The organism is Streptomyces sp. NPDC104371 (genome assembly GCF_055583785.1).
Genome location: NZ_JBVJNF010000004.1, coordinates 640,517 through 660,801 on the forward strand (window position 1 = coordinate 640,517; position 20,285 = coordinate 660,801).

Annotated in this window: 22 protein-coding genes; 14 read left to right on the forward strand and 8 right to left on the reverse strand. The window is 71.1% G+C overall.

Features of this window, described 5'->3' with window-relative positions:
* Positions 1-51: 51 nt before the first annotated feature.
* Entirely contained in the window at positions 52-246 is a 195-nt protein-coding gene (locus tag ACZ60T_RS17005) for a DUF397 domain-containing protein (RefSeq protein ID WP_469666550.1), read from the reverse strand.
* On the reverse strand, positions 243-1,094 hold the full coding sequence (locus tag ACZ60T_RS17010) for a helix-turn-helix domain-containing protein (protein WP_469666551.1): 852 nt from the start codon (positions 1,092-1,094) through the stop codon (positions 243-245). Before ACZ60T_RS17010 ends, ACZ60T_RS17005 begins: the two co-directional genes overlap by 4 nt.
* Before the next feature lie 168 nt (positions 1,095-1,262).
* Here ACZ60T_RS17010 and ACZ60T_RS17015 point away from each other — a divergent pair, with 168 nt between their 5' ends.
* From ACZ60T_RS17015 to ACZ60T_RS17040, 6 genes are all read left to right on the forward strand, one after another.
* Positions 1,263-1,718 carry an ATP-binding protein gene (locus tag ACZ60T_RS17015; RefSeq protein ID WP_469666552.1) on the forward strand — a complete coding sequence of 152 codons (456 nt, stop codon included), beginning with the start codon at positions 1,263-1,265 and terminating at the stop codon, positions 1,716-1,718.
* A 16-nt stretch (positions 1,719-1,734) separates the two neighbouring features.
* Positions 1,735-2,808: an SEC-C domain-containing protein gene (locus tag ACZ60T_RS17020; RefSeq protein WP_469666553.1), complete on the forward strand. Its 1,074-nt coding sequence runs from the start codon at positions 1,735-1,737 to the stop codon at positions 2,806-2,808.
* Between the two features lie 37 nt (positions 2,809-2,845).
* A complete protein-coding gene (locus ACZ60T_RS17025; protein ID WP_365620885.1) occupies positions 2,846-3,400 on the forward strand; it encodes a DUF4231 domain-containing protein in 555 nt (184 codons plus the stop codon).
* 195 nt (positions 3,401-3,595) lie between these two features.
* Positions 3,596-4,315: a 3-oxoacyl-[acyl-carrier-protein] reductase gene (gene fabG / locus ACZ60T_RS17030; RefSeq protein WP_469666554.1), complete on the forward strand. Its 720-nt coding sequence runs from the start codon at positions 3,596-3,598 to the stop codon at positions 4,313-4,315.
* Between the two features lie 5 nt (positions 4,316-4,320).
* A complete protein-coding gene (fabI, locus tag ACZ60T_RS17035) occupies positions 4,321-5,088 on the forward strand; it encodes an enoyl-ACP reductase FabI (RefSeq protein ID WP_469666555.1) in 768 nt (255 codons plus the stop codon).
* A gap of 167 nt (positions 5,089-5,255) precedes the next feature.
* Complete coding sequence (locus ACZ60T_RS17040) at positions 5,256-5,600, forward strand: hypothetical protein (protein WP_365620893.1); 345 nt, start codon at positions 5,256-5,258, stop codon at positions 5,598-5,600.
* A 141-nt stretch (positions 5,601-5,741) separates the two neighbouring features.
* Here ACZ60T_RS17040 and ACZ60T_RS17045 read toward each other — a convergent pair whose 3' ends face one another.
* Positions 5,742-6,440: a FadR/GntR family transcriptional regulator gene (locus tag ACZ60T_RS17045; RefSeq protein WP_469666557.1), complete on the reverse strand. Its 699-nt coding sequence runs from the start codon at positions 6,438-6,440 to the stop codon at positions 5,742-5,744.
* Between the two features lie 124 nt (positions 6,441-6,564).
* Here ACZ60T_RS17045 and ACZ60T_RS17050 point away from each other — a divergent pair, with 124 nt between their 5' ends.
* From ACZ60T_RS17050 to ACZ60T_RS17065, 4 genes are all read left to right on the forward strand, one after another.
* Entirely contained in the window at positions 6,565-7,896 is a 1,332-nt protein-coding gene (locus ACZ60T_RS17050; protein ID WP_469666558.1) for a CynX/NimT family MFS transporter, read from the forward strand.
* Positions 7,897-7,981: 85 nt separating this feature from the next.
* Positions 7,982-8,098 (forward strand): SGM_5486 family transporter-associated protein, encoded by a 117-nt coding sequence (locus ACZ60T_RS17055; protein WP_365620905.1) that lies wholly within the window; start codon positions 7,982-7,984, stop codon positions 8,096-8,098.
* Between the two features lie 233 nt (positions 8,099-8,331).
* A complete protein-coding gene (locus tag ACZ60T_RS17060) occupies positions 8,332-8,544 on the forward strand; it encodes a hypothetical protein (RefSeq protein ID WP_365620908.1) in 213 nt (70 codons plus the stop codon).
* Positions 8,545-8,602: 58 nt separating this feature from the next.
* A complete protein-coding gene (locus ACZ60T_RS17065; protein ID WP_365620911.1) occupies positions 8,603-9,121 on the forward strand; it encodes a SixA phosphatase family protein in 519 nt (172 codons plus the stop codon).
* 64 nt (positions 9,122-9,185) lie between these two features.
* On the opposite strand, the gene serB is transcribed toward ACZ60T_RS17065, so the two are convergent.
* Both serB and ACZ60T_RS17075 read right to left on the reverse strand, forming a co-directional pair.
* Positions 9,186-10,394, reverse strand: a complete 1,209-nt coding sequence (serB, locus tag ACZ60T_RS17070; RefSeq protein ID WP_365620913.1) for a phosphoserine phosphatase SerB — start codon at positions 10,392-10,394, stop codon at positions 9,186-9,188.
* A 78-nt stretch (positions 10,395-10,472) separates the two neighbouring features.
* On the reverse strand, positions 10,473-12,194 hold the full coding sequence (locus ACZ60T_RS17075; RefSeq protein ID WP_469666560.1) for a streptophobe family protein: 1,722 nt from the start codon (positions 12,192-12,194) through the stop codon (positions 10,473-10,475).
* A gap of 261 nt (positions 12,195-12,455) precedes the next feature.
* Between ACZ60T_RS17075 and ACZ60T_RS17080 the strand changes: the two genes are divergently transcribed.
* Complete coding sequence (locus ACZ60T_RS17080; RefSeq protein ID WP_469666561.1) at positions 12,456-15,026, forward strand: ABC transporter ATP-binding protein/permease; 2,571 nt, start codon at positions 12,456-12,458, stop codon at positions 15,024-15,026.
* A gap of 103 nt (positions 15,027-15,129) precedes the next feature.
* On the opposite strand, the gene ACZ60T_RS17085 is transcribed toward ACZ60T_RS17080, so the two are convergent.
* The 3 genes from ACZ60T_RS17085 to ACZ60T_RS17095 all read right to left on the reverse strand — a co-directional run bounded on the left by ACZ60T_RS17085 (position 15,130) and on the right by ACZ60T_RS17095 (position 17,910).
* The gene (locus tag ACZ60T_RS17085; RefSeq protein ID WP_365620922.1) at positions 15,130-15,744 is read right to left on the reverse strand and encodes a transglycosylase SLT domain-containing protein; all 615 of its coding nucleotides are present in this window, start codon (positions 15,742-15,744) and stop codon (positions 15,130-15,132) included.
* Positions 15,745-16,147: 403 nt separating this feature from the next.
* Positions 16,148-17,218, reverse strand: coding sequence for an S-adenosylmethionine:tRNA ribosyltransferase-isomerase (locus ACZ60T_RS17090; RefSeq protein ID WP_469666562.1), 1,071 nt, complete (start codon positions 17,216-17,218; stop codon positions 16,148-16,150).
* Positions 17,215-17,910 (reverse strand): SDR family NAD(P)-dependent oxidoreductase, encoded by a 696-nt coding sequence (locus ACZ60T_RS17095; RefSeq protein ID WP_469666564.1) that lies wholly within the window; start codon positions 17,908-17,910, stop codon positions 17,215-17,217. Before ACZ60T_RS17095 ends, ACZ60T_RS17090 begins: the two co-directional genes overlap by 4 nt.
* A gap of 190 nt (positions 17,911-18,100) precedes the next feature.
* Here ACZ60T_RS17095 and ACZ60T_RS17100 point away from each other — a divergent pair, with 190 nt between their 5' ends.
* From ACZ60T_RS17100 to ACZ60T_RS17110, 3 genes are all read left to right on the forward strand, one after another.
* Positions 18,101-19,246 (forward strand): GAF domain-containing sensor histidine kinase, encoded by a 1,146-nt coding sequence (locus ACZ60T_RS17100; protein ID WP_469666565.1) that lies wholly within the window; start codon positions 18,101-18,103, stop codon positions 19,244-19,246.
* Entirely contained in the window at positions 19,239-19,880 is a 642-nt protein-coding gene (locus tag ACZ60T_RS17105) for a response regulator transcription factor (RefSeq protein ID WP_365620934.1), read from the forward strand. The genes ACZ60T_RS17100 and ACZ60T_RS17105 overlap by 8 nt, the downstream gene beginning before the upstream one ends.
* A gap of 146 nt (positions 19,881-20,026) precedes the next feature.
* On the forward strand, positions 20,027-20,272 hold the full coding sequence (locus ACZ60T_RS17110) for a chaplin (protein WP_365620937.1): 246 nt from the start codon (positions 20,027-20,029) through the stop codon (positions 20,270-20,272).
* Positions 20,273-20,285: the final 13 nt, after the last annotated feature.

Here is a 20,285-nt window from a genome sequence, read left to right on the forward strand (position 1 = left end):
GTCATCGCAAGCAGTGAACCATGTCCCCCTGACGGGGTCTCCCGCGCGGATTCAGCCGTCGAGCGAGACGGCTGCCGCGTGTGTGGCGAACGCGGCCCAGGCGGCCGGGGTGACGGTGAGGGGCCGGATCGCCGTGTCCTTGGAGTCACGGACGCGGACTGCCTCGGGGCACATGGCGACCTCGACGCAGTTGCCGCCCTCGCCCCCGCTGTAACTGCTCTTGAACCAGGCCAGTTTGGTGCTCATAGCGCTCCTCGCATCTGTTCCAGCAGCTTCACGGTAGCCCGGCAGTCCAGGGCCTGTGAACGCAGCTTGCCATAGCGCTGGAGGAGCACGCTGACGTCTTTGGGAGCAGGGATCAGTGTGCTCGACCGCTGCCCTTCGGTGTAGCCGATCCACTGGTGGGCCGGTGTCTCGGCGAGGTACATAGGGCCTTCCACGCCACAGTGTTCTTCCTGTCGGAGTGGCATGAGTTGGATCTCGACGTTGTGTCGCTGCCCCACCTGGAGAAGGTGGTCGATGACTTCCCGGGTGACAGTGCTTCCCCCGACGTGCCGCTCAAGGACCGCCTGTTCGATGATGAAGCTGAAGGCGGTGTTCGGTCGCGTTGTCAGCACCTCTTGCCGCTCCAGCCGCGCGAACACCTGTCGTTCGATCTGCTCGTCCGTGAGCGGCGGCAGGTTGCGCTCAAACACTGCCTTCGCGTACCCCTCGGGCTGCAACAGTCCCGGAACCGCCTGGCACTCATACGCGTACAAGGAGATGGCCTCCTCCTCGATCCCCGCCCACTGCCGGAACCAGGACGCCAGACCCGCCCTCCTCGTCAGGCTTCTTGCCGCCGCGCCGAGAACCTTGGCCCCGGCTGCTCCGAGGATCTCCTCCGCGCGCTCGGGCAGATCCGTCGGTGGGAACCGCTTGCCCTGCTCGATCTTGGCCACGTACGCGGCCGAGTACTGGACGCGTACCGCGAACTCCTCCTGCGTCAGGCCGGATTCCTCTCGCAGTGCCTTGAGTACCGCGCCGAACGTCTTGAGACTGTCAGAGAGTTCGGGTTCGTGGTTCGCACCGCTGCCTCCGTCATGGTCTGTCGTCATCGCCGTGCCCTCCCGTGCTCACGTTGTCACCGGTCTTCGCTCAACCCGTCGAACGAGGGCAGCGTCACGGTGAGTTACCCACCCAGTCCAGAGTGTGTACTGATACAGGCTTGGCTGTATGGGTTTCGTTCCTGTTGGCACGGCGAGCGCATCCGGAACGTTGGCTTCATGCCCGCACCGAAGGCCCAAGAGGCCGTTACCGTAAGTGTGTTCGTCCAGCGGCTGTCCGCCACCCGGCGCGGGGCGCGGCTCGCGCGGCGGCTGGCCGTGCACCAACTCGACCTGTGGGGCGTGCCGTACGGCAGTCAGGTCTCCGAGGCCGTCGCCCTCGTCGTCGCCGAACTCGCGGCCAACTCCGTTCTGCACGGGCGGGTTCCCGGACGGGACTTCGAGCTGCGACTGCGCTGCGACCGCGCCGCCGGCGTCGTACGCGTCGAGGTGTCCGACACCCACCAGGCACGCCCGAAGCCCCCGGAGCCGGTCCCGGACCCGGAGTACGCCGACGGCGGCAGGGGCCTGCTCCTCGTGGCGGCCCTCGCCGTACGGTGGGGCGTCGCCGACCGCCACGGACCGGGCAAGACCGTATGGGCGGAGTGCGCGCTGTCCGCACCCGTACCGGGGTGACGACTACGGTGGTGGCATGTCCAGCAGTCGGCGCGCGACCACCCCCGCTCAGGCCGCCGAGGAGTGCGAGCGGCTGGCGGCTCACCGTCCGCAGGACCGCGAGGAGCTGCTCCTTGAGGCCGCCGACTCGTGGCAGGAGGCGGGGCGGCCCGAGCGGGCGGTCGCGTTGTACGAGCGGCTGCTGGAGCCGGACGGCGGGGGCGTCTCCGAGCCGGACCTGGTGGACGCCTTCCGGATCGGCGCGTTGTGGGACGCGGGGCGGGAGGCGGACGCCCGCGCGGCGGCTGTCGCGTTCCGCAAGCGGCATCCCCGGCACCCGGCCGCGTGGAACGCCGTCGCCGAGGCCTTCGAGGACGCGGGGGAGACGGCGACGGCCGCCGAGTGGTACACGGCGGGCGTCACGCACGGACTGGGCGCGGGCGCTTCGGTGACCGCCGACGCGGTGGAGGCGGCGCGGGACGGCTTCGACCTGGAGACCCTGGTCATCGGCCGCCATCGGGTACGGCGCCTGCTGGGCTCCCCGCACGACGACTGGGACGACACCGCCGACGAACTGCACGCGCGGCGCGAGTCGGCCTGGCTGGGCCGCGCGCGCCCGCTCGACGAGGTCCATGACCCCGTCCGTCTCAAGCGGGCGAAGGACGGCGGCGCGCAGGCGCTGGACGCCGAGATCGCGGCGCTGACGGACACGCGTGACGACGTGTCCGTACCCGGCGCCCCGCGCACGGCCTGTGTCCCGTACTGGCCGTCGGCGGAGTTCACGCGGCTCGCGGCACGGTGGCCGCGGGCAGCCGCCGCGTACGGAGAGGACCACGCCGACCACCGGCGGCAGGTCGAACGGACCCTGACGGAGCTGTCCGCGGAGGGCGTCCCGCGTCTCGCGGTCGGCCATGCCACCCTGGCCGGGCTGGAGGCACACGCGCAGACCGTCGACGCGCCCCCCGACACCCCGGACACCCGCTCCTCGTACGCGGCCGAACTCGCCCGTACGGGACGGACGATCGCCTGGCCGCCCCCGCGCAACGGCCCCTGCTGGTGCGGCTCGGGCCGCAAGTACAAGAAGTGCTGCGGCGACCCGGCCCTGACGTGACCGGGCGGCGCGCGGCGCGCTACGAGAGAGGCCTTCCATGAGTACGCCCTGGCGGAGATTCCGCGTCCCGGCCCTGGAACAGTTCCTGGACGTCGCCGACGACGAGTTGGACGCGGCCGTGGAGCAGTACGTCCAGCGGTTACGGCACTTCTACGACGCGCGAGCCCGCTGGCAGCGGCGCGGCTACCGGGCCAGCGGCCTCGTCGTGATCGTCGTCGGCGCGCTGCTCCCGCTGCTCGCGACCTCGGAGTTCCCCGGCAAGGAACTGGTCCTGTCCCTCGTCGGTGTGACCGTCTCCGTGGTCACGGCCCTGCGCTCGTTCTACCGGTTCGACCAGACCTGGATCCTGCTGCGCAACACCGAGATCGCCATCAGCGACGCGTACTTGAAGTGGAAGCTCGCGCGCCGCCGCGCCGCGGTGGATCCGCACTCGGCCGAGGCCGCGGAGGGCGACACGCGGGCCCTGATCGACCGGATCATGCGCATCCGCCGCGACGAGGCCGAGTCGTTCTTCAAGGAGCTGCCGACACCGCAGTCCGCCCCGGACGCCCAGAGCCTCGCGCCCCTGCCGACCCCCCGCGGCCGGGCCTGAGTACGGGCGCCGCGCGCGGACCGATCCGCCGACCGGACCGGCCTGACCAGGGCGGACCGACTGTAGGAACCCGACAGTAGGCAGGTGGCGCCACTGTCGGTGCCGGAATCCCCGCCCGGCGACCCGGACCGATAGGTTTTCGATGAAGGCGCCCTTCTCGCAGGGGTTCCAGAGTGCTATCGAAAGGGTGATCCGTTGAGCCGCTCGGTTCTCGTCACAGGAGGCAACCGGGGCATCGGCCTCGCCATCGCCCGCGCGTTCGCCGACGCGGGCGACAAGGTCGCGATCACATACCGCTCGGGTGAGCCCCCGACCGTCCTCAAGGAAATGGGCTGCCTCGCGGTCAAGTGCGACATCACCGACCCCGAGCAGGTGGAGCAGGCCTACAAGGAGATCGAGGCCGAGCACGGTCCCGTCGAGATCCTCGTGGCCAACGCGGGCATCACCAAGGACCAGCTCCTGATGCGGATGTCCGAGGAGGACTTCACCTCGGTCATCGACACCAACCTCACCGGCACCTTCCGCGTCGTCAAGCGCGCCAACCGGGGCATGCTGCGCGCCAAGAAGGGCCGCGTGGTGCTGATCTCCTCGGTCGTGGGCCTCCTCGGCTCGGCCGGACAGGCGAACTACGCCGCCTCCAAGGCCGCCCTGGTCGGCTTCGCGCGCTCCCTCGCCCGTGAGCTGGGCTCGCGCAACATCACCTTCAACGTCGTCGCCCCCGGCTTCGTCGACACCGACATGACCCGGGCGCTCACCGACGAGCAGCGCGCGGGCATCATGGGGCAGGTGCCGCTCGGCCGGTACGCGCAGCCGGAGGAGATCGCCGCCGCGGTGCGGTTCCTCGCCTCGGACGACGCCTCGTACATCACTGGAGCCGTCATCCCTGTTGACGGCGGACTGGGAATGGGTCACTGATCACCATGAGCGGAATTCTCGAGGGCAAGCGCGTCCTGATCACCGGTGTGCTGCTGGAGTCCTCCATCGCCTTCCACGCGGCCAAGCTGGCCCAGGAGCAGGGCGCCGAGATCATCCTGACCGCCTTCCCGCGGCCCACCCTGACCGAGCGCATCGCCAAGAAGCTCCCCAAGCCCACCAAGGTCATCGAGCTGGACGTCACCAACGACGAGCACCTCGGGCGCCTCGCCGACGTCGTCGGTGAGGAGCTGGGCGGCCTCGACGGTGTCGTGCACTCCATCGGCTTCGCGCCGCAGGACGCCATGGGCGGCAACTTCCTCAACACGCCGTTCGAGTCCGTCGCCACCGCCATGCATGTCTCGGCGTTCTCCCTGAAGTCGCTGACCATGGCCTGCCTGCCGCTGATGCAGGAGGGCGGCTCGGTCGTCGGCATGACCTTCGACGCCCAGTTCGCCTGGCCGCAGTACGACTGGATGGGCCCGGCCAAGGCCGCCCTGGAGGCCACCAACCGCTACATGGCGCGTGACCTGGGCAAGCAGAACATCCGCTGCAACCTCATCTCCGCGGGCCCCATCGGCTCCATGGCCGCGAAGTCCATCCCGGGCTTCGGCGGACTGGCCTCCGTGTGGGACACCCGCTCCCCGCTGGAGTGGGACATGAACGACCCGGAGCCGGCCGGTCGCGGCATCGTCGCGCTGCTCAGCGACTGGTTCCCGAAGACCACCGGCGAGATCATCCACGTGGACGGCGGCGTGCACGCCATCGGAGCCTGACCTGATCCGTACGGGCCGACGCCCCGCTCCCGCGCACCACGGGAGCGGGGCGTCGCCCGTTCGGCGTACCTGACCGGGCGTACGGACCGTGGTGGCACGCACGCTGTGAGTACGCGCATGTATGAGTACGCACCGCCCCGCAGCCGTACGGCCGAGGAGGTCTGGTTGTGCGCCTGTTCCGCCGTATCGCCCCTTGGCCCGTCGCGGTGTTGCTGGTCGTGTCCCTGCCCTACGAGGCTCTGCCACAGGCACGCGTGCGGTCCGCGAGCGCCCCGGCTCCGGAGCCCTTCGGCGCCGACTGCCGCGTGCGCGTGAGCGGCTCGGACGTCATCGCGTACTGCTACAACCCGTATCCGCTGAGCGACCACGTCAGCCTGCACATCGACTGCGCCCGCTGGTGGGACATCGACACCGACACCGCCCCCGTCGAGGCGGCGCCCGCGACGACCGTACGGATGACCGGCCGCTGCTGGGACACGGTCCGCTCGGCCTGGGCGGGGCACCGCAGATGAGCTGATCCCACGCGTCCCCGCGCGTGTGCGGTCAGGCGGACGCGTGCGCCTCGACGAACTGGCGCAGTTCGTCGCGGGGGCCGGGCCCCGAGCCGCCGTACCAGACCTGGTTCGTCCGTTCCCCCCTGCTGATTCCGCGGCTCAGTCTCCCCGGACCTGGGAGCAAGGACCCCGGCGAGGCCGGCACAGGAACGGATAGCCCGCCGCCTCCGTGGCGGCCGTCGCCGCGTCGCCCGCGCGGATCGCCTCCATGAGCCGCGTGTGGTCCATGTACGTCTCCGGTGTCAGCTCCTCGCCGACGTCGCCGCGCAGCCAGTCCCGCAGCACCTCGCCGAGGTCCGCGTACATCGCCGTCATCGCGTCGTTGTGGGACGCGGCCACCACGGCCAGGTGGAACGTCGCGTCCGCGGTCACGAACGCCTCCGTGTCCCCGGACGTCCAGGCCTCCTCCCGGCGCGCGAGGGCCGCGTCGAGCTGCTTGAGGTCGCGCTCGGTACGGCGCTCGGCGGCCAGCTTCGCGGCGGCCGACTCCAGGGTGGAGCGCAGCTCGGCGATGTGGTTCGGGTCCGCGTCGGCGAAGCGGCGGTGCATCACGCCCGCCAGCTCGCTCGTCGCCACCACGTACGTCCCCGAGCCCTGACGGATGTCCAGCAGACCGTTGTGCGCGAGCGCGCGCACGGCCTCACGCACCGTGTTGCGGGCCACCCCGAGCTGCTCGACCAGCTCGGGCTCGGTGGGGATACGGGAGCCCACGGGCCATTCACCCGACGTGATCTGGGTCCGCAACGCCGCGATGACCTGCTCGGACAGTGCGGATCGACGAGGGTGGCTCAGCGACATGACGGTCCTTCGGGCGGGCTCGGAGGCGTGGCCGGGGAATGCGGAGCGTAACGCAGGCGCGATGAACCGCAGCGCGATGAACGGCGTGGACAACCAATCATCCCATCATTCTATGATGGCACCTATGACACGTGAGGAGACCGGGGCGACGACGTCCGCACCGATACGCAGTTCCGCGGCGACGGCCGGAACCGGCAGTGAGGCCACGGCGGCGACCGGCGTCGAGCGCGGTGCCGAGGACACGGCGGCGACCGCGCGTACGTGGACGACGCGGCTGATGGTCGCCGGGATCGTCCTCGCCGCGCTCAATCTGCGCCCCGCCGTGACCAGCCTCGGCGCCCTCCTGAAGGAAGTGCGCGACGGGCTCGGGATGAGCGGCAGCGTCGCGGGCCTGCTCACCTCCGTACCGTCGCTGTGCTTCGCCGTCTTCGGGGTCATGGCACCCCGGCTCGCGCGCCGCTTCGGGCCGGGCGCGGTGGTCTGCGCGGGCATGGTCGCCATCACCGCCGGTCTGCTGATCCGCCCGTACGCCGGGAACACGGCCGGATTCCTGGCCGCCACCGCGCTCGCCCTGATGGGCATCGCCGTCAGCAACGTACTGATGCCGGTGATCGTCAAGCGCTGGTTCCCGGACCGGGTGGGCTCGATGACGGGCCTGTACTCGATGGCGCTCGCCGTCGGCACCTCCTCCGCCGCGGCCGTCACCGTGCCCATGACCAACGCCCTGGGCGGGAACTGGCAGCCGGGACTCGCCGTCTGGGCGGCGCTGGCGGCGGTGGCCGTGCTGCCGTGGCTTCCGTTCGTCCGCGCGCGGGGCACGGACTCCGCGGCGAGCCCGGCCGCGGCGGCCGCCCCCGCCGAGCCCGACGGGCTGCGGATGGTGCGCAGCCGTACCGCGTGGGCACTGGCCGCCTTCTTCGGGCTCCAGTCCACGGCCGCGTACATCACGATGGGCTGGATGGCCCAGATCTTCCGCGACGCCGGGGTCCCCGCCGGTACCGCCGGTCTGCTTCTGGCCGTCACGATGGTGATGGGCGTGCCCCTGGCCTTCGTCATCCCGCGGCTGGCGTCGCGGCTGCCGCATCAGGGCCCGATCGTGGTCGTGCTCGGCGTGTGCGGCCTGGCCGGGTACGCGGGCCTGTACCTGGCCCCGGCGGGCGGCGCCTGGGCGTGGGCGGTGCTGCTCGGCGTCTCCAACTGCGCGTTCCCGCTGGCGCTGACCATGGTGGGCATGCGGGCCCGTACGAGCGCGGGGGTGGCCAAGCTGTCCGCGTTCGCGCAGAGCACGGGGTATCTGCTGTCGATCCCGGGGCCGCTGCTGGTCGGCGTCCTCTACCAGCACAGCGGCGGCTGGGGCCTGCCGATCGCCCTCATGGCCGGGCTGATGGCCCCGCAGATCGTGGCGGGCGTGCTGGCGGGCCGCAACCGGACCGTGGAGGACGAGGCGGCGCGCTGAGCGGACGGACCGCCGTGGCTCCGGCGGTGTCCGGTGTTCCCACCCCGCCGCAGCCGGGGTGGGGGAGGGGTGCGAGACTGGCGGCATGCCGGTCCTCGACCCGAACCCCCAGAACGGCCAGAAGAAGATGCTGCTCGTCTTCGGGGCCTTCATCGCCATCTTCGTGCTCATCGCGATCATCGCGACGATCGCGGCACCCTGACCACTGCGACCACTGCCGTGGCTCTGAGCTTCTGACGCCTGCCGCGCTCTGAGGTGCTCGCACCCCTGGTAGGACGGCTCGGGGTAGGGCTGTCCCCCCGTCCCCTAGGGGGCGAGTGTCAGGGTCAAGTGGGTGGATCACCGGATGGGTTGAGGGCGTCGGAGTCCGTACCTTCGAGACAGGGCAGCGAAACGGCGGCCCAGGTACCACGTCGATGACGTACGGAGGCAGCCATGTCGGCCCGCACCCCCACCCGGCCCCACCCGGCGACCACGGGCGGCGTCGAGATCCGGCTCCCCTGGTGGGCGCTCGCCCTGCCCACGCTGGCGTTCCTCGCCCTGCTGGCGCTGATACTCAACCCGGCGGACGCGAGCGCCGGGGGCACCCCCGCCGTCAGCCAACTGCTGAACCACATCCAGCAGGCCCTGACGCAGTACACGCCGTGAGGCCGACCTCCGCCAACTCCCCGCGTCCGGTGGCCTGTCTCGTGCGAAGCTGGGACGCATGAGCTCCGCAGAACCCCGCAGGATTGTCCTCTTCCGGCATGCGAAGGCCGACTGGCCGCAGGTGTCCGATCATGAGCGTCCCCTCGCCGACCGGGGCCGCATGGACGCCCCCGTCGCCGGACGCAAGCTGGCCGACACCGGTATCCCCTTCGGCCTGGCCCTCTGCTCCACCGCGACCCGCACCCGTGAGACCTGGAAGCTGGCGGTCCAGGAGCTTCCTCACCGGCCGAAGACCGTGTACGAGGAGCGGGTCTACGAGGCCTCGCCCGGCGAGCTGATCGCCGTGCTCAACGAAACCCCCGACGACATCCGCGATGTGCTCCTCATCGGCCACAACCCCGGTGTCCAGGGCCTCGCCGAGGTCCTCTCCGGCGCGGCCGAGGGTGACGCGCGGGAGCGGATGAGCCGCCGCGGCTTCCCGGCCGCCGCCTTCGCCGTGCTCTCCTTCGAGGGCTCCTGGAAGGGGCTGGAGCCGGGCGTGGCCACGCTGCTCGACTACTGGGCGCCGAGCGAGTAACCGCGTAGCGGGGACGGGGTCCGGCGCCCCTTGGGCAGCGGACCCCGTTCAGCGAGCTGATCCCTCAGTGGGCGTCCTCGTGGGTGTCCGCGGCCTCGACCTCTTCGCGGGTTATGCCGAGGAGATACAGGACGGTGTCCAGGAAGGGGACGTTCACGGCGGTGTGGGCGGCCTCGCGGACGACCGGCTTGGCGTTGAAGGCGACGCCCAGACCGGCCGCGTTCAGCATGTCCAGGTCGTTGGCGCCGTCCCCGATCGCGACGGTCTGCGCCTGCGGTACGCCCGCCTCGGCGGCGAACCGGCGCAGCAGCCGTGCCTTGCCCGCGCGGTCCACGATCTCGCCGATGACCTTGCCGGTCAGCTTCCCGTCGACTATCTCCAGGGTGTTGGCCTGGGCGAAGTCGAGCCCGAGCCGTTCCTTGAGATCGTCCGTGACCTGGGTGAACCCACCGGAGACGACCCCGACCTGGAAGCCGAGCCGCTTCAGCGTACGGATCAGGGTGCGCGCGCCCGGAGTGAGCCGGACCTCGGAGCGGACCTTGTCCACCACCGAGGCGTCGAGCCCCTTGAGCAGCGCCACGCGCGCGTGCAGGGACTGCTCGAAGTCCAGCTCGCCGCGCATGGCCGCCGCGGTCACTTCGGCGACCTCGGCCTCGCAGCCCGCGTGCGCGGCGAAGAGTTCGATGACCTCGTCCTGGATGAGCGTCGAGTCCACGTCCATGACGACGAGGCGCTGGGCCCGCCGCTGGAGCCCGGCCGCGACGACGGCGACGTCGACACCGAGTGCCGCGGCGTCGGTGACCAGGGCGGTGCGCAGCGCCGCGGTCTCCACGCCGGACACCGCGAACTCCACCGCCGTGACGGGGTACTTGGCGAGCCGGAAGATACGGTCGATGTTGCCGCCCGCCGCTGTTATGCGCGAGGCGATCTCGGCGGTCGACTGAGCGGTGAGCGGGTGGCCGAGCACGGTGACATGGGAACGGCCCAGGCCGCGCGGGCGGTTGTCGCCGAGCCCGGAGATGATCTCGGCCTGCATCTTCATGGACTCCGCCCAGCCGTGGACGGTGGCGCGCAGATCGCCTTCCCCGGCCGGGGGCATGGTCACGAGTACGCAGAGGACCATACGGCCCCGGGTGACGACCTGCTCGATGTCGACCACGTCGACGTCGTAGCCGGCCAGAGTCTCGAACAGGCCGGCGGTCAGGCCGGGCCGGTCCTTGCCGAAGATCTTGACGAGGAGAGTGGGGGCGTCGGTGGTCTGCGAAGCGCTCATGGTGTTCCCACGGTATCCGGCACCGAGTGCCTTCCGCGCCCCGGTCCGCCCAGCGGACATCAACGCGACTCCCGCCGTTCACCTCCCCCGAGCCGGGGGCGCCGGGGGCGGCGGAGGAGGCGGCGGAGGCGGCCCCTCGTCCCAGGACGCCGCCCCCCGCCGCCGCACCGGAGGAGGCTCAAGCGGCCCGACCACGGTAGGCGCCCCGTGCACATCACCGACCTCTGGCATCGCACCGGCCTCTGGCGTCGCACCGGCCAGCCCCTCGGTTCCTCGCGGTGGGGCCTCGCGCAGCTCCTCCGGCAGCCGCAGATACGGGTTCATGTCCGGGTTCGGCGGACGATACGGGCGGCCCGGCTCGTAGGGCCCCGCAGGCGTCGACCGCCCTGGCCCCGACTGTCCTGGCGTCGCCTGCCCCTCGCCGCCGCCCCCGGCGAGCAGCGCGGCGCGGCTGCCCGCTGCCCCCGTGGCGTAGGCCAGCAGCGCCCCGGCTGACCCCGCCGCCGCCCCCCACGCCGCTCCCAGCAGTACCGCCGTGCCGAGGTGGCCGTGCAGGGTGATGCCCGCGCCGAACGCGTCGAAGCCGAGTACTGACAGTGAGGCGTTCACCGAGACCTCTGTCAGCCAGGCCAGCAGGGGCAGTGTCGCCGCCGTCGCGATCCCGAGCCGCAGCGCGCAGCTCCCCGCGAAGGCCAGCGGACCCCGGTCCCGTACGACCGGCGTACGCACCGCCGTCAGGACTCCCGTGCAGAGCATCGCCAGTACCGCGGCGAGCGCGAGCAGCCATACCTTGCCGTCCAGGTCCGCCAGGCGTCCCACCGTGATCGGCTGGTCGGTGCCTGTGCGGAGCAATCGGTCCAGGGGGTCCGGGAGCAGCTTCGTCAGTTCGCCTGTGGCGCGGCCGTCCCATGGCACGAACAGGCCGAGCGGGACGCCCAGCCACACCCCGTTGGGCGCGCCGAGCAGTGCCGCTCCCGCGATCCGCGCCGGGTGGTCGTCGCGGAGCGCCGCCCACGCCGCCGCCGCGAGCCCGGCGGCCACGGCCACCAGCAACACCGCCACCAGCGCGGACACGGCCGGACGTACCACCCGGTGCAGCGCGTCCCAGCCGCGCGGAAGCGGCGTGCGTCGGGACGCGAGCAGCGCGATCACCAGGACACCGGCCGCCCACACGGCGCCGCCCAGCAGCGTGGGCCCGGTGCCGACGGTGAAGCCGACCGCGGCCTTGGCCTGGACGAGGTCGCCGACATGGCTCGGCAGCAGCCCGCCGATGTCGCCGAGTCCGGGGAGATCGATGCCGCCACCGCCCTTGCCCGGCAGCCGGTCCAGCCCCAGTGACCCCCCGTCGAGCGTGACGGTGTCGTGTCCGGCCCAGGCGAGGAAGCCCAGGAGCGCGACGAACAGGGCGATCACCAGGCCCGCGCGCGCGAGGAGTTCACCGGGTGTGACCCCAACTCCCGCCGCACGAAGGGACCGCAGGAAGAACCAGCTCAGCAGGAGCGCTCCCACGAGGCTCACCCCGAGTGGCGTGATCTGAAGGGCGGTCGTCGCCTCGGCCCCCTTCAGGCCGAACGCCGAGACGTCCCCGGACGGGGTGACCGACCCGCCCGCCCCCAGCGCCACCACCGCCGCGGTCATCGGCCCGAGCGAGCCCGCCGTGTCCGCCTGAAGCAGATGCAGACCGAGCGCGGCGGTGCCCGCCATGCCGATCAACGCCCAGCTCACCGAGGCGATCGCGGACAGCAGCACATCCGCCCAGGGCAGCCTCCTGCCCGGCTCCGCGGTTCCGATGCCTGTCATCGTCAGCCCCCGATCCGCGCCGCGGCGTTCCCCCGGGGATGTCCTCCTCCGGGGGAATTCCCACTCTCCGGGCTGGTTTCACCGCCGTCAACGGCGCGTGCTCGGGTGCGCGTGAGCACGTCGTGACAAAGTCCGGACACGGTCCGGACAAGGTCCGACTTTCGGTCAGCGGGCTGAGCCTGGAATAGTTCCCCACGATGTTCGACATCCCTAGACTCCCTGTGACGGGGGTAACTCGGGGGACAACTCAGTGGGGCTGGAGTGCCGGAACTCGTACTCGAATTGAACGGACGGACCTGGACGCTCGACGCGTCCAGGCCATACACCCTCGGACGTGATCCGCAGGGGGACATTGTGCTCGACGACGCCAGGGTGTCCTGGCGTCACGCCACGATCGCCTGGAACGGCCGCAGTTGGGCGATCGAGGACCACGGCAGTACCAACGGCACGTTCGTACAGGGCCGGCGGATCCAGCAGGAGGAGATCGGGCCGGGCTCGGCCGTGAACCTGGGCAACCCGACCGACGGACCGCGCATGACCCTGTCCGGCGCCGCGGGCGCCGCGCCCCAGGCCCAGCCCCAACAGCCGTACGCGGCCCAGGGAGCGAACGCCGGGTGGGCCCAGCAGCAAGCGGCTCCGCAGCAGCAGGCACCGCAACAGCAGGCTCCGCAGCAGAGTTGGCAGCAGCCGCAGCAACAGGCCGCTCCGCAACAGAAGTCGCAGCAGCCCGCTCCGCAGCAGGCCGCCGCGCAGATCCCGCAGCAGCAGGGACCCGGTGGTGGCGCGGGGGCGCCGTCGGTCTACGGCGACCGCAGCCCGACCACGTTCCACCAGTTCTCGCTCGGCCGCGTGATGCGCATCGGACGTGCGCTGGAGAACGAACTGGTCGTCTCCGACCTCCAGGTCTCCCGTCACCACGCCGAGTTCCACGCGACGCCCGACGGCCGGTTCGAGATCCGCGATCTCGGCTCGCACAACGGCACGTTCGTCAACGGTATGCCGATCGGCAAGAGCGGCTCGGCGCTGCTCGGCCCGCACGACATCGTCGGCGTCGGTCACTCGACGTTCCGTCTGGTCGGCGACCGCCTCGAGGAGTTCGTCGACACCGGTGAGGTCTCCTTCTCCGCCCGTCACCTCACGGTCACGGTCGACGGCGGCAAGCAGATCCTCAAGGACGTCTCCTTCGGCGTCCCCGAGAAGTCGCTGATAGCCGTCATCGGGCCCTCCGGGTCCGGCAAGTCGACCCTGCTGAAGGCGCTCACCGGCTACCGCCCCGCCAACCAGGGCGATGTCCTCTACGACAACCGGAACCTCTACAAGCAGTTCGCCGAGCTGCGCCAGCGCATCGGCCTGGTCCCGCAGGACGACATCCTGCACAAGGAACTGACGGTCAAGAAGGCCCTCAAGTACGCGGCCAAGCTGCGCTTCCCCGCCGACACCACGGCCGCCGAGCGTGAGGCCCGGATCGACGAGGTGCTGCGCGAGCTGAAGCTGGACATCCACAAGGAGAAGAAGGTCACCTCCCTCTCCGGTGGCCAGCGCAAGCGTGTCTCGGTGGCCCTGGAGCTGCTCACCAAGCCGTCGCTGATCTTCCTGGACGAGCCGACCTCCGGTCTCGACCCGGGCATGGACCGCGATGTCATGCAGTTGCTGCGCGGCCTCGCCGACGACGGCCGTACGGTCCTGGTCGTCACCCACTCCGTGGCGGAACTGGCGCTGTGCGACAAGCTGCTGGTGATGGCGCCCGGCGGATCGGTCGCCTACTTCGGCCCGCCGGAGGAGGCGCTGAACTTCTTCGGCTACGACACCTGGGCCGACGTCTTCTCCGCCTTCGAGAACTACCGCGACTACGACTGGGCCGGTCGCTGGAAGGGCTCGCAGCACTACCAGATGTACGCCGCGGACATCGACGCGGTCGCCCCGCAGTCGATCGACGTGTCCCAGCCGCAGACGATCAAGCCGCCCAAGCCACAGGGCTGGTTCTCCCAGCTCGGCACGCTGATGCGGCGCTACCTCTCGGTCATCGCCTCCGACAAGGGCTTCCTGGCGCTGACGGTGATCCTTCCGGCGGTGCTCGGCGCGGTCAGCCTGCTGATCGACCCCGACCGGGGCCTGCTGGTCAACCAGGTCAACGCGAAGACCGGCCTGCCCGTACCGAACGGTACGGCGACCACGGTCCTGCTGATCCTCGCGGTCGGCGCCTGCTTCGCGGGCGCCGCCAACTCCGTCCGTGAGCTGATCAAGGAACGGGTCATCTACGAGCGGGAGCGCGCCACCGGCCTGTCCCGTTCCGCCTATCTGATGTCGAAGGTGATCGTTCTCGGGGCCATCACCGTGCTCCAGGGCCTCATGGTCGGCGTGATCGGCTTCTCCAGCCGTGAGATCCCGGAGCAGGGCCTGATCCTCGGCAACGCCACCCTCCTCGAGCTGTGCCTGCCGATCATGGCGCTCGGCTTCACCTCGATGATGTTCGGCCTGGTCATCTCCGCCCTGGTGAAGACCTCCGAGAAGACCATGCCGCTGCTGGTGATGTTCGCGATCATCGAGGTCGTCTTCACCGGCTGTCTGTTCACCCTGCACGGCACGGTCGGCGTCAACGAGTTCTCGTATCTGATGCCGTCCCGCTGGGCGGTGGCCGCCGCCGGTACGACGCTGGACTTCAACAACATCGCCCCGAACACGGACGACCCGACCAGCACGGACCCGCTGTGGGACCACACGGTGTCCGCCTGGGGCATGGACATGGTCGCCCTGCTCGCTCTCGGCGCGATCTGCGGCTTCCTGGTGGCGCGGTTCCTGCGCCGCCACGAGCCCGAGGTCATGCGGAAGTAGTCATGCGGAAGTAACGACCGGCAGCTTCACGGCATGCGCGAAGGGCGGCACCCCCAGAGGGTGCCGCCCTTTAGACGTGTGCGACCAGAGGCCCGCGCCTGCCTCAGTACGCGCTGTTGACGTTGTCGATCGAGCCGTACCGGTCGGCCGCGTAGTTGGCGGCGGCCGTGATGTTCGCGACCGGGTCGTAGATGTTCTTCGAGGTACCGCTCACGTGGTACGTGTCGAAGGTGGGCTGGATGACCTGGAGCAGACCCTTGGAGGGGATGCCGTTCTGGGCGTTGATGTCCCAGTTGTTGATGGCCATCGGGTTACCCGAGGACTCTCGCATGATGTTCTTGTGCAGGCCGTTGTAGGAGCCGGGGATGCCCTTCTCCTTCATGATGTCCAGCGACTGGCGGATCCAGCCGTCGACGTTGTCGCCGTAGGTCTTGGCGGAGACCGGCTTCAGGTCGACGCGCTCACCGGCGCGGCTCACCTTGAGGCTGTCGGCGGCCTTCTGGTCGGTGACAGCGGCCTTGACGTCCTTGAGCTGCTTGTCGCCCAGCTTCGCGGGCGCCTCAGCGGCAGCCTGCGTGGTCTGCGCCGGGGTGGCCTGGCTCGGCACGGCGGTGAAGGCGATACCGGCGACGCTCAGGGCGGCGACACCAGAGACGGTCAGCTTCTGGGCCTTGTTCATCTTGCGAACACGGTCACGGACGTTGATCTTCTTCAGCATTACGGGATGGACCTCTCGGTTGCGCGGAGGTCGCTCTCGTACCGGCGGGGACATTTGATGTTCCAGCACAAGCGCCGCGGATGTTCACCACTGCGCCGAGCGACATGAGCCATTCTTAGCGACCGCAAAATGCCGATGCAAAGGTGTGACCTACGACCCTGGGTAGTGGAGACAGGAACGGCAAAACGGGACAGATCGGCGCATCTGTCCCGTTCATAAGGCCTCTTGTGTCTCCTATGCGGCTTCGTACGTGACCTGGGCCCTATGCGCGCCCTCACATCCGCGAGGCTCCGGTCTCACGTGGAGTTGCTGGAGCAATCCTCTGTGTGAGCAGCTTTCAGAGGGTGAAGCCAAGGAGCGGATCCCGCGCGTCTCCGGGGGCGCCGGAAGCCTCCATGGCCGCTCACGGCAGAAGAAGGTGAAGGTCCCCGAACTCGTGCCACAGGTAGCGCCGGGCCAGCGCCTCCTCGTACCCGCGGGCCACCGCCGCCCGCCCCGCGACCGCCTCCAGCATCAGCAGATGCGAGGCCTCCGGCTCGTGCAGCCCGGTCAGCAGCCCGTCGACCACCCGCACCCCGCGCTCGGGCGTCAGCACCAGATCGGTCCAGCCCTCGCGGGGCCGCACCACGCCCTCCGCGTCGGCGGCCGACTCGACGGCCCGCACCGCCGTCGTACCGACCGCGATCACCCGCCCCGCACCGCGCCCCGCGCGACGATCGGCCCGGACCGCGTTGATCAGCCGCGCCGACGCCTCGGGCACGGCGAAGCGCTCCGGGTACGGCGGCTCGTGCGCCTCCGCCGACGCCACCCCCGTGTGCAGCGTGACCGGCGCGAACAGCACACCCCGGCTCACCAGCTCCGTGACCAGGCGCGCGGTGAAGGGCCGCGCCGCGCTCGGCATCTCCGCACTGCCCATGCCCTCGGGCGACGGCAGGGCGAACACCGTCTGATACGCGCCGAGCGGCTGGTCCCTCTCTGTATAGGAGTAGCGAATGGGCCGCCCGTACCGCCTCAGCAGCCCCACCACGTCCGGCTCCGAGGGGCGGGCCCACCACAGTCGGTCACCGCGCGCCGACAGAGGGTCCTCCAGAACGAGCCGTACGCCACCGGGGAGCCCCACTGTCGCCCCCGCGAGCGTGCCGCGCGCCCCACGCGCGCGCGTGGTCCCCTTCCCGTCCGGTTCCCGCACCTCCACGGCCCACCGCCCGTCGTCCCCACGCGTCGAGAAGTGCACCACCACGCGCGCGTGCCCGAGGCACCCGTCCACCGCGGCCGACAGCGTCGCCGACGTGTTGACGACGAGCAGATCCCCGGCCCGCAACAGCCGCGGCAACTCGACGAACGCGTGAGAGGACACCTCACTCCCACGCGAGAGCAACAGCCGCACGGCATCCCGCCCCAGCCCCGCCCCACGCTGCTCGACCGGAACACGCGCGGAGAGAGAGGAGGGAACCTGCTCGATCACGGACCTCATCGCCGCTCCAGCAGCGAGGGGGCGGCATAGCGGCCGGTCGCCGGGCGTTCGTCGAGCAGCCTCAGGAACGCGGGCACCACGCTCTCCGGGGCCGGCCGGGCGTCGTCGTCCACGGGTACGGCCGCCGTGTACAGGTCCGTGTCCATGTCCCCCGGGTCGACCGCCCACACCCGCAGACCGGGCTCCTCCGCGCCGAGCACCGCCGCGAGGTGATCGAGAGCCGCCTTCGAGGCCCCGTACCCGCCCCATGTCTCGTACGCCTCGGCCGCCGCGTCCGAGCTGAGCATGATCACCGTGCCCGCGGTCGAGGAGCGCAGCAGCGGCAGCGCCTCCTGGGTGAGGCCCAGCGCGGCCACCACGTTCACCTCCAGCGCCCTGCGCAGCCCCTCCAGCGGCTGGTCCGCCAGCCGTACCAGCGGCTCGGCGCCCAGCGCGCTCGCGTTGTTCACCAGCAGATCGAGCCCGCCCAGCCGCCGGGCCGCCGCCACCAGCTCGGCCCGGTGCGCGGCGTCCGTCACATCCCCGGGCACGGCCTCCACCCGTGTCCCGTACGCGGACAGGGCCCGCGCCGACTCGGCCAGGACCGGCGCGGTCCTCGCGTCCAGCACCAGATCCCAGCCCCGCTCCGCCAGGGCGGCCCCCAGCGCCCGGCCCAGCCCCTTCGAAGCACCCGTGATGATCGCAACCGGCATGACACCGCTCCCTCGTCCTCGTCCACACCGTCCGTGACCGGCGGTGATCTCACGGTAGGAACGCGCCCCCCTCGGCCGCCTCGGGCGCGGGTCCCGGGCCACCGGGGCTCTTCGGCCTAGGACGAAGGGCGCAGGCGCCGCGGCCACAGGTCGGATACGCGCTGTCACACCTCCCCGGTACGGTGAGGTCATGAGTCATCGACCCCCGTCGGGCCTGTCCGCGGTGAGTTCCGCGCTGCTGGCCATGAGCAGGCATCTGGAGGTGCGCGACGTCCTCAAGACGATCGTCGCCTCGGCCCGCGAGCTGCTCGACGCGGAGTACGCGGCGCTGGGCGTCCCGGACGACCACGGCGGCTTCGCCCAGTTCGTCGTGGACGGCGTCAGCGACGCACAGTGGAAGGCCATCGGCCCGCTCCCGCGCCAGCACGGCATCCTCGCCGCGATGCTGCACGAGGCGAAGCCCGAGCGGCTCGCCGACGTCCGCGAGGACCCCCGCTTCGGCGGCTGGCCGGACGCCCACCCCGACATGTCCGACTTCCTCGGCGTGCCCGTGCGCGACGGCGACGAGATCATCGGCGCGCTCTACCTGGCGAACAAGCGCTGCCCGAAGCCCGACGGCGGCTGCGGCTTCACCGAGGAGGACGAGGACCTGCTCTCGATCCTCGCCCAGCACGCCGCGATAGCCCTCACCAACGCCCGGCTGTACGAGCGCAGTCGCGAGCTGACCATCTCCGAGGAGCGTTCCCGGCTCGCCCATGAACTGCACGACGCGGTCAGTCAGAAGCTCTTCTCGCTGCGCCTGACCGCGCAGGCGGCAGCCGCCCTGGTGGACCGTGACCCGGGCCGCGCCAAGGGTGAGTTGCAGCAGGTGGCCGCGCTCGCCGCGGAGGCCGCCGACGAACTGCGCACGGCCGTCGTGGAGTTGCGCCCCGCCGCGCTCGACGAGGACGGACTGGTCGCCACGCTGCGCACCCAGGTCAAGGTCCTCGACCGCGCCCACAGCGCGCGGGTGACCTTCATCAGCCAGGGCGTACGAGCACTGCCCGCCGCCCAGGAGGAGGCGCTGCTGCGCGTCGCCCAGGAGGCCCTGCACAACGCCCTGCGCCACTCCGGCGCGCGGCGGGTCGAGGTGACCCTGGCCAAGCGCGGACCGGGCGCCGTCCTGCGGGTCACGGACGACGGCAGCGGCTTCGAACCCACGGCGGTCCGCAGCGCCGGACGCCATCTGGGGCTCGTCTCCATGCACGACCGCGCGAGCGGGGTCGGCGGCACGCTGGCCGTGATATCGGCGCCCGGGAAGGGCGCCACGATCGAGATGGAGGTCCCCGGTGGCTGACCCGATCAAGGTGCTGCTCGTCGACGACCATCAGGTGGTCCGCCGCGGTCTGCGTACGTTCCTCGAGGTGCAGGACGACATCGAGGTCGTCGGCGAGGCCTCCGACGGCGCCGAAGGGGTCGCCCGCGCCGAGGAGTTGGCGCCCGACGTCGTCCTCATGGACGTCAAGATGCCGGGCATGGACGGGATCGACGCGCTGCGCAGACTCCGCGAACTCGACCACCCCGCGCGCGTACTGATCGTCACCAGCTTCACCGAGCAGCGCACGGTGGTCCCCGCCCTGCGCGCGGGCGCCGCCGGTTACCTCTACAAGGACGTGGACCCCGACGCGCTCGCCGGAGCCATCCGCTCGGTGCACGCGGGGCACGTCCTGCTGCAACCGGAGGTCGCCCAGGCCCTGTTGTCCGAGGAGGAGGGCACCACGAGCCAGGGGAGGGGGAGTTCGCTCACCGAGCGGGAGCGCGAGGTGCTGGGCCTGATCGCGGACGGCCGGTCGAACCGGGAGATCGCCCGCGCGCTGGTGCTGTCGGAGAAGACGGTCAAGACCCATGTGTCGAACATCCTGATGAAGCTCGACCTCGCGGACCGCACCCAGGCCGCGCTCTGGGCCGTACGCCACGGGATCGACGGCTGACCGCCGCGCGGAAGGTTCCCCTCCGGGATGAGATTCATACCGTCGTGTGTATGTCACCCGAATGGCGCATCCTCGGGGTGAGCCCGGCCGTTCTCCAGGGCGTGCTGCGGCGCCCGCCGCAGTGATCGCGAGGAGAGGCTCCGTAAGTGAAGAACCTGAAGAAGGCCGCAGCCATCACGATGGTGGCCGGCGGGCTGGTCGCCGCCAGCGCCGGCCTGGCCTCCGCCACCGAGGGGTCGCACGCGGGCGGCGTGGCCGCGGGTTCCCCGGGCGTCGTCTCGGGCAACGTCATCCAGGCCCCGGTCCACGTCCCCGTGAACGCCGTCGGCAACAGCGTGAACGTGATCGGGCTCCTGAACCCGGCCTTCGGCAACGCCGGTCTCAACCACTGAGACCCCGCCGCCC

Bases quoted from the DNA above. Each gene is read 5' to 3' on its own strand.
- ACZ60T_RS17005 (WP_469666550.1), bottom strand. From the start codon at position 246: ATGAGCACCAAACTGGCCTGGTTCAAGAGCAGTTACAGCGGGGGCGAG.
- ACZ60T_RS17010 (WP_469666551.1), bottom strand. From the start codon at position 1,094: ATGACGACAGACCATGACGGAGGCAGCGGTGCGAACCACGAACCCGAA.
- ACZ60T_RS17015 (WP_469666552.1), top strand. From the start codon at position 1,263: ATGCCCGCACCGAAGGCCCAAGAGGCCGTTACCGTAAGTGTGTTCGTC.
- ACZ60T_RS17020 (WP_469666553.1), top strand. From the start codon at position 1,735: ATGTCCAGCAGTCGGCGCGCGACCACCCCCGCTCAGGCCGCCGAGGAG.
- ACZ60T_RS17025 (WP_365620885.1), top strand. From the start codon at position 2,846: ATGAGTACGCCCTGGCGGAGATTCCGCGTCCCGGCCCTGGAACAGTTC.
- fabI (WP_469666555.1), top strand. From the start codon at position 4,321: ATGAGCGGAATTCTCGAGGGCAAGCGCGTCCTGATCACCGGTGTGCTG.
- ACZ60T_RS17045 (WP_469666557.1), bottom strand. From the start codon at position 6,440: ATGTCGCTGAGCCACCCTCGTCGATCCGCACTGTCCGAGCAGGTCATC.
- ACZ60T_RS17050 (WP_469666558.1), top strand. From the start codon at position 6,565: ATGACACGTGAGGAGACCGGGGCGACGACGTCCGCACCGATACGCAGT.
- ACZ60T_RS17055 (WP_365620905.1), top strand. From the start codon at position 7,982: ATGCCGGTCCTCGACCCGAACCCCCAGAACGGCCAGAAGAAGATGCTG.
- ACZ60T_RS17060 (WP_365620908.1), top strand. From the start codon at position 8,332: ATGTCGGCCCGCACCCCCACCCGGCCCCACCCGGCGACCACGGGCGGC.
- ACZ60T_RS17065 (WP_365620911.1), top strand. From the start codon at position 8,603: ATGAGCTCCGCAGAACCCCGCAGGATTGTCCTCTTCCGGCATGCGAAG.
- serB (WP_365620913.1), bottom strand. From the start codon at position 10,394: ATGAGCGCTTCGCAGACCACCGACGCCCCCACTCTCCTCGTCAAGATC.
- ACZ60T_RS17075 (WP_469666560.1), bottom strand. From the start codon at position 12,194: ATGACAGGCATCGGAACCGCGGAGCCGGGCAGGAGGCTGCCCTGGGCG.
- ACZ60T_RS17085 (WP_365620922.1), bottom strand. From the start codon at position 15,744: ATGCTGAAGAAGATCAACGTCCGTGACCGTGTTCGCAAGATGAACAAG.
- ACZ60T_RS17090 (WP_469666562.1), bottom strand. From the start codon at position 17,218: ATGAGGTCCGTGATCGAGCAGGTTCCCTCCTCTCTCTCCGCGCGTGTT.
- ACZ60T_RS17095 (WP_469666564.1), bottom strand. From the start codon at position 17,910: ATGCCGGTTGCGATCATCACGGGTGCTTCGAAGGGGCTGGGCCGGGCG.
- ACZ60T_RS17100 (WP_469666565.1), top strand. From the start codon at position 18,101: ATGAGTCATCGACCCCCGTCGGGCCTGTCCGCGGTGAGTTCCGCGCTG.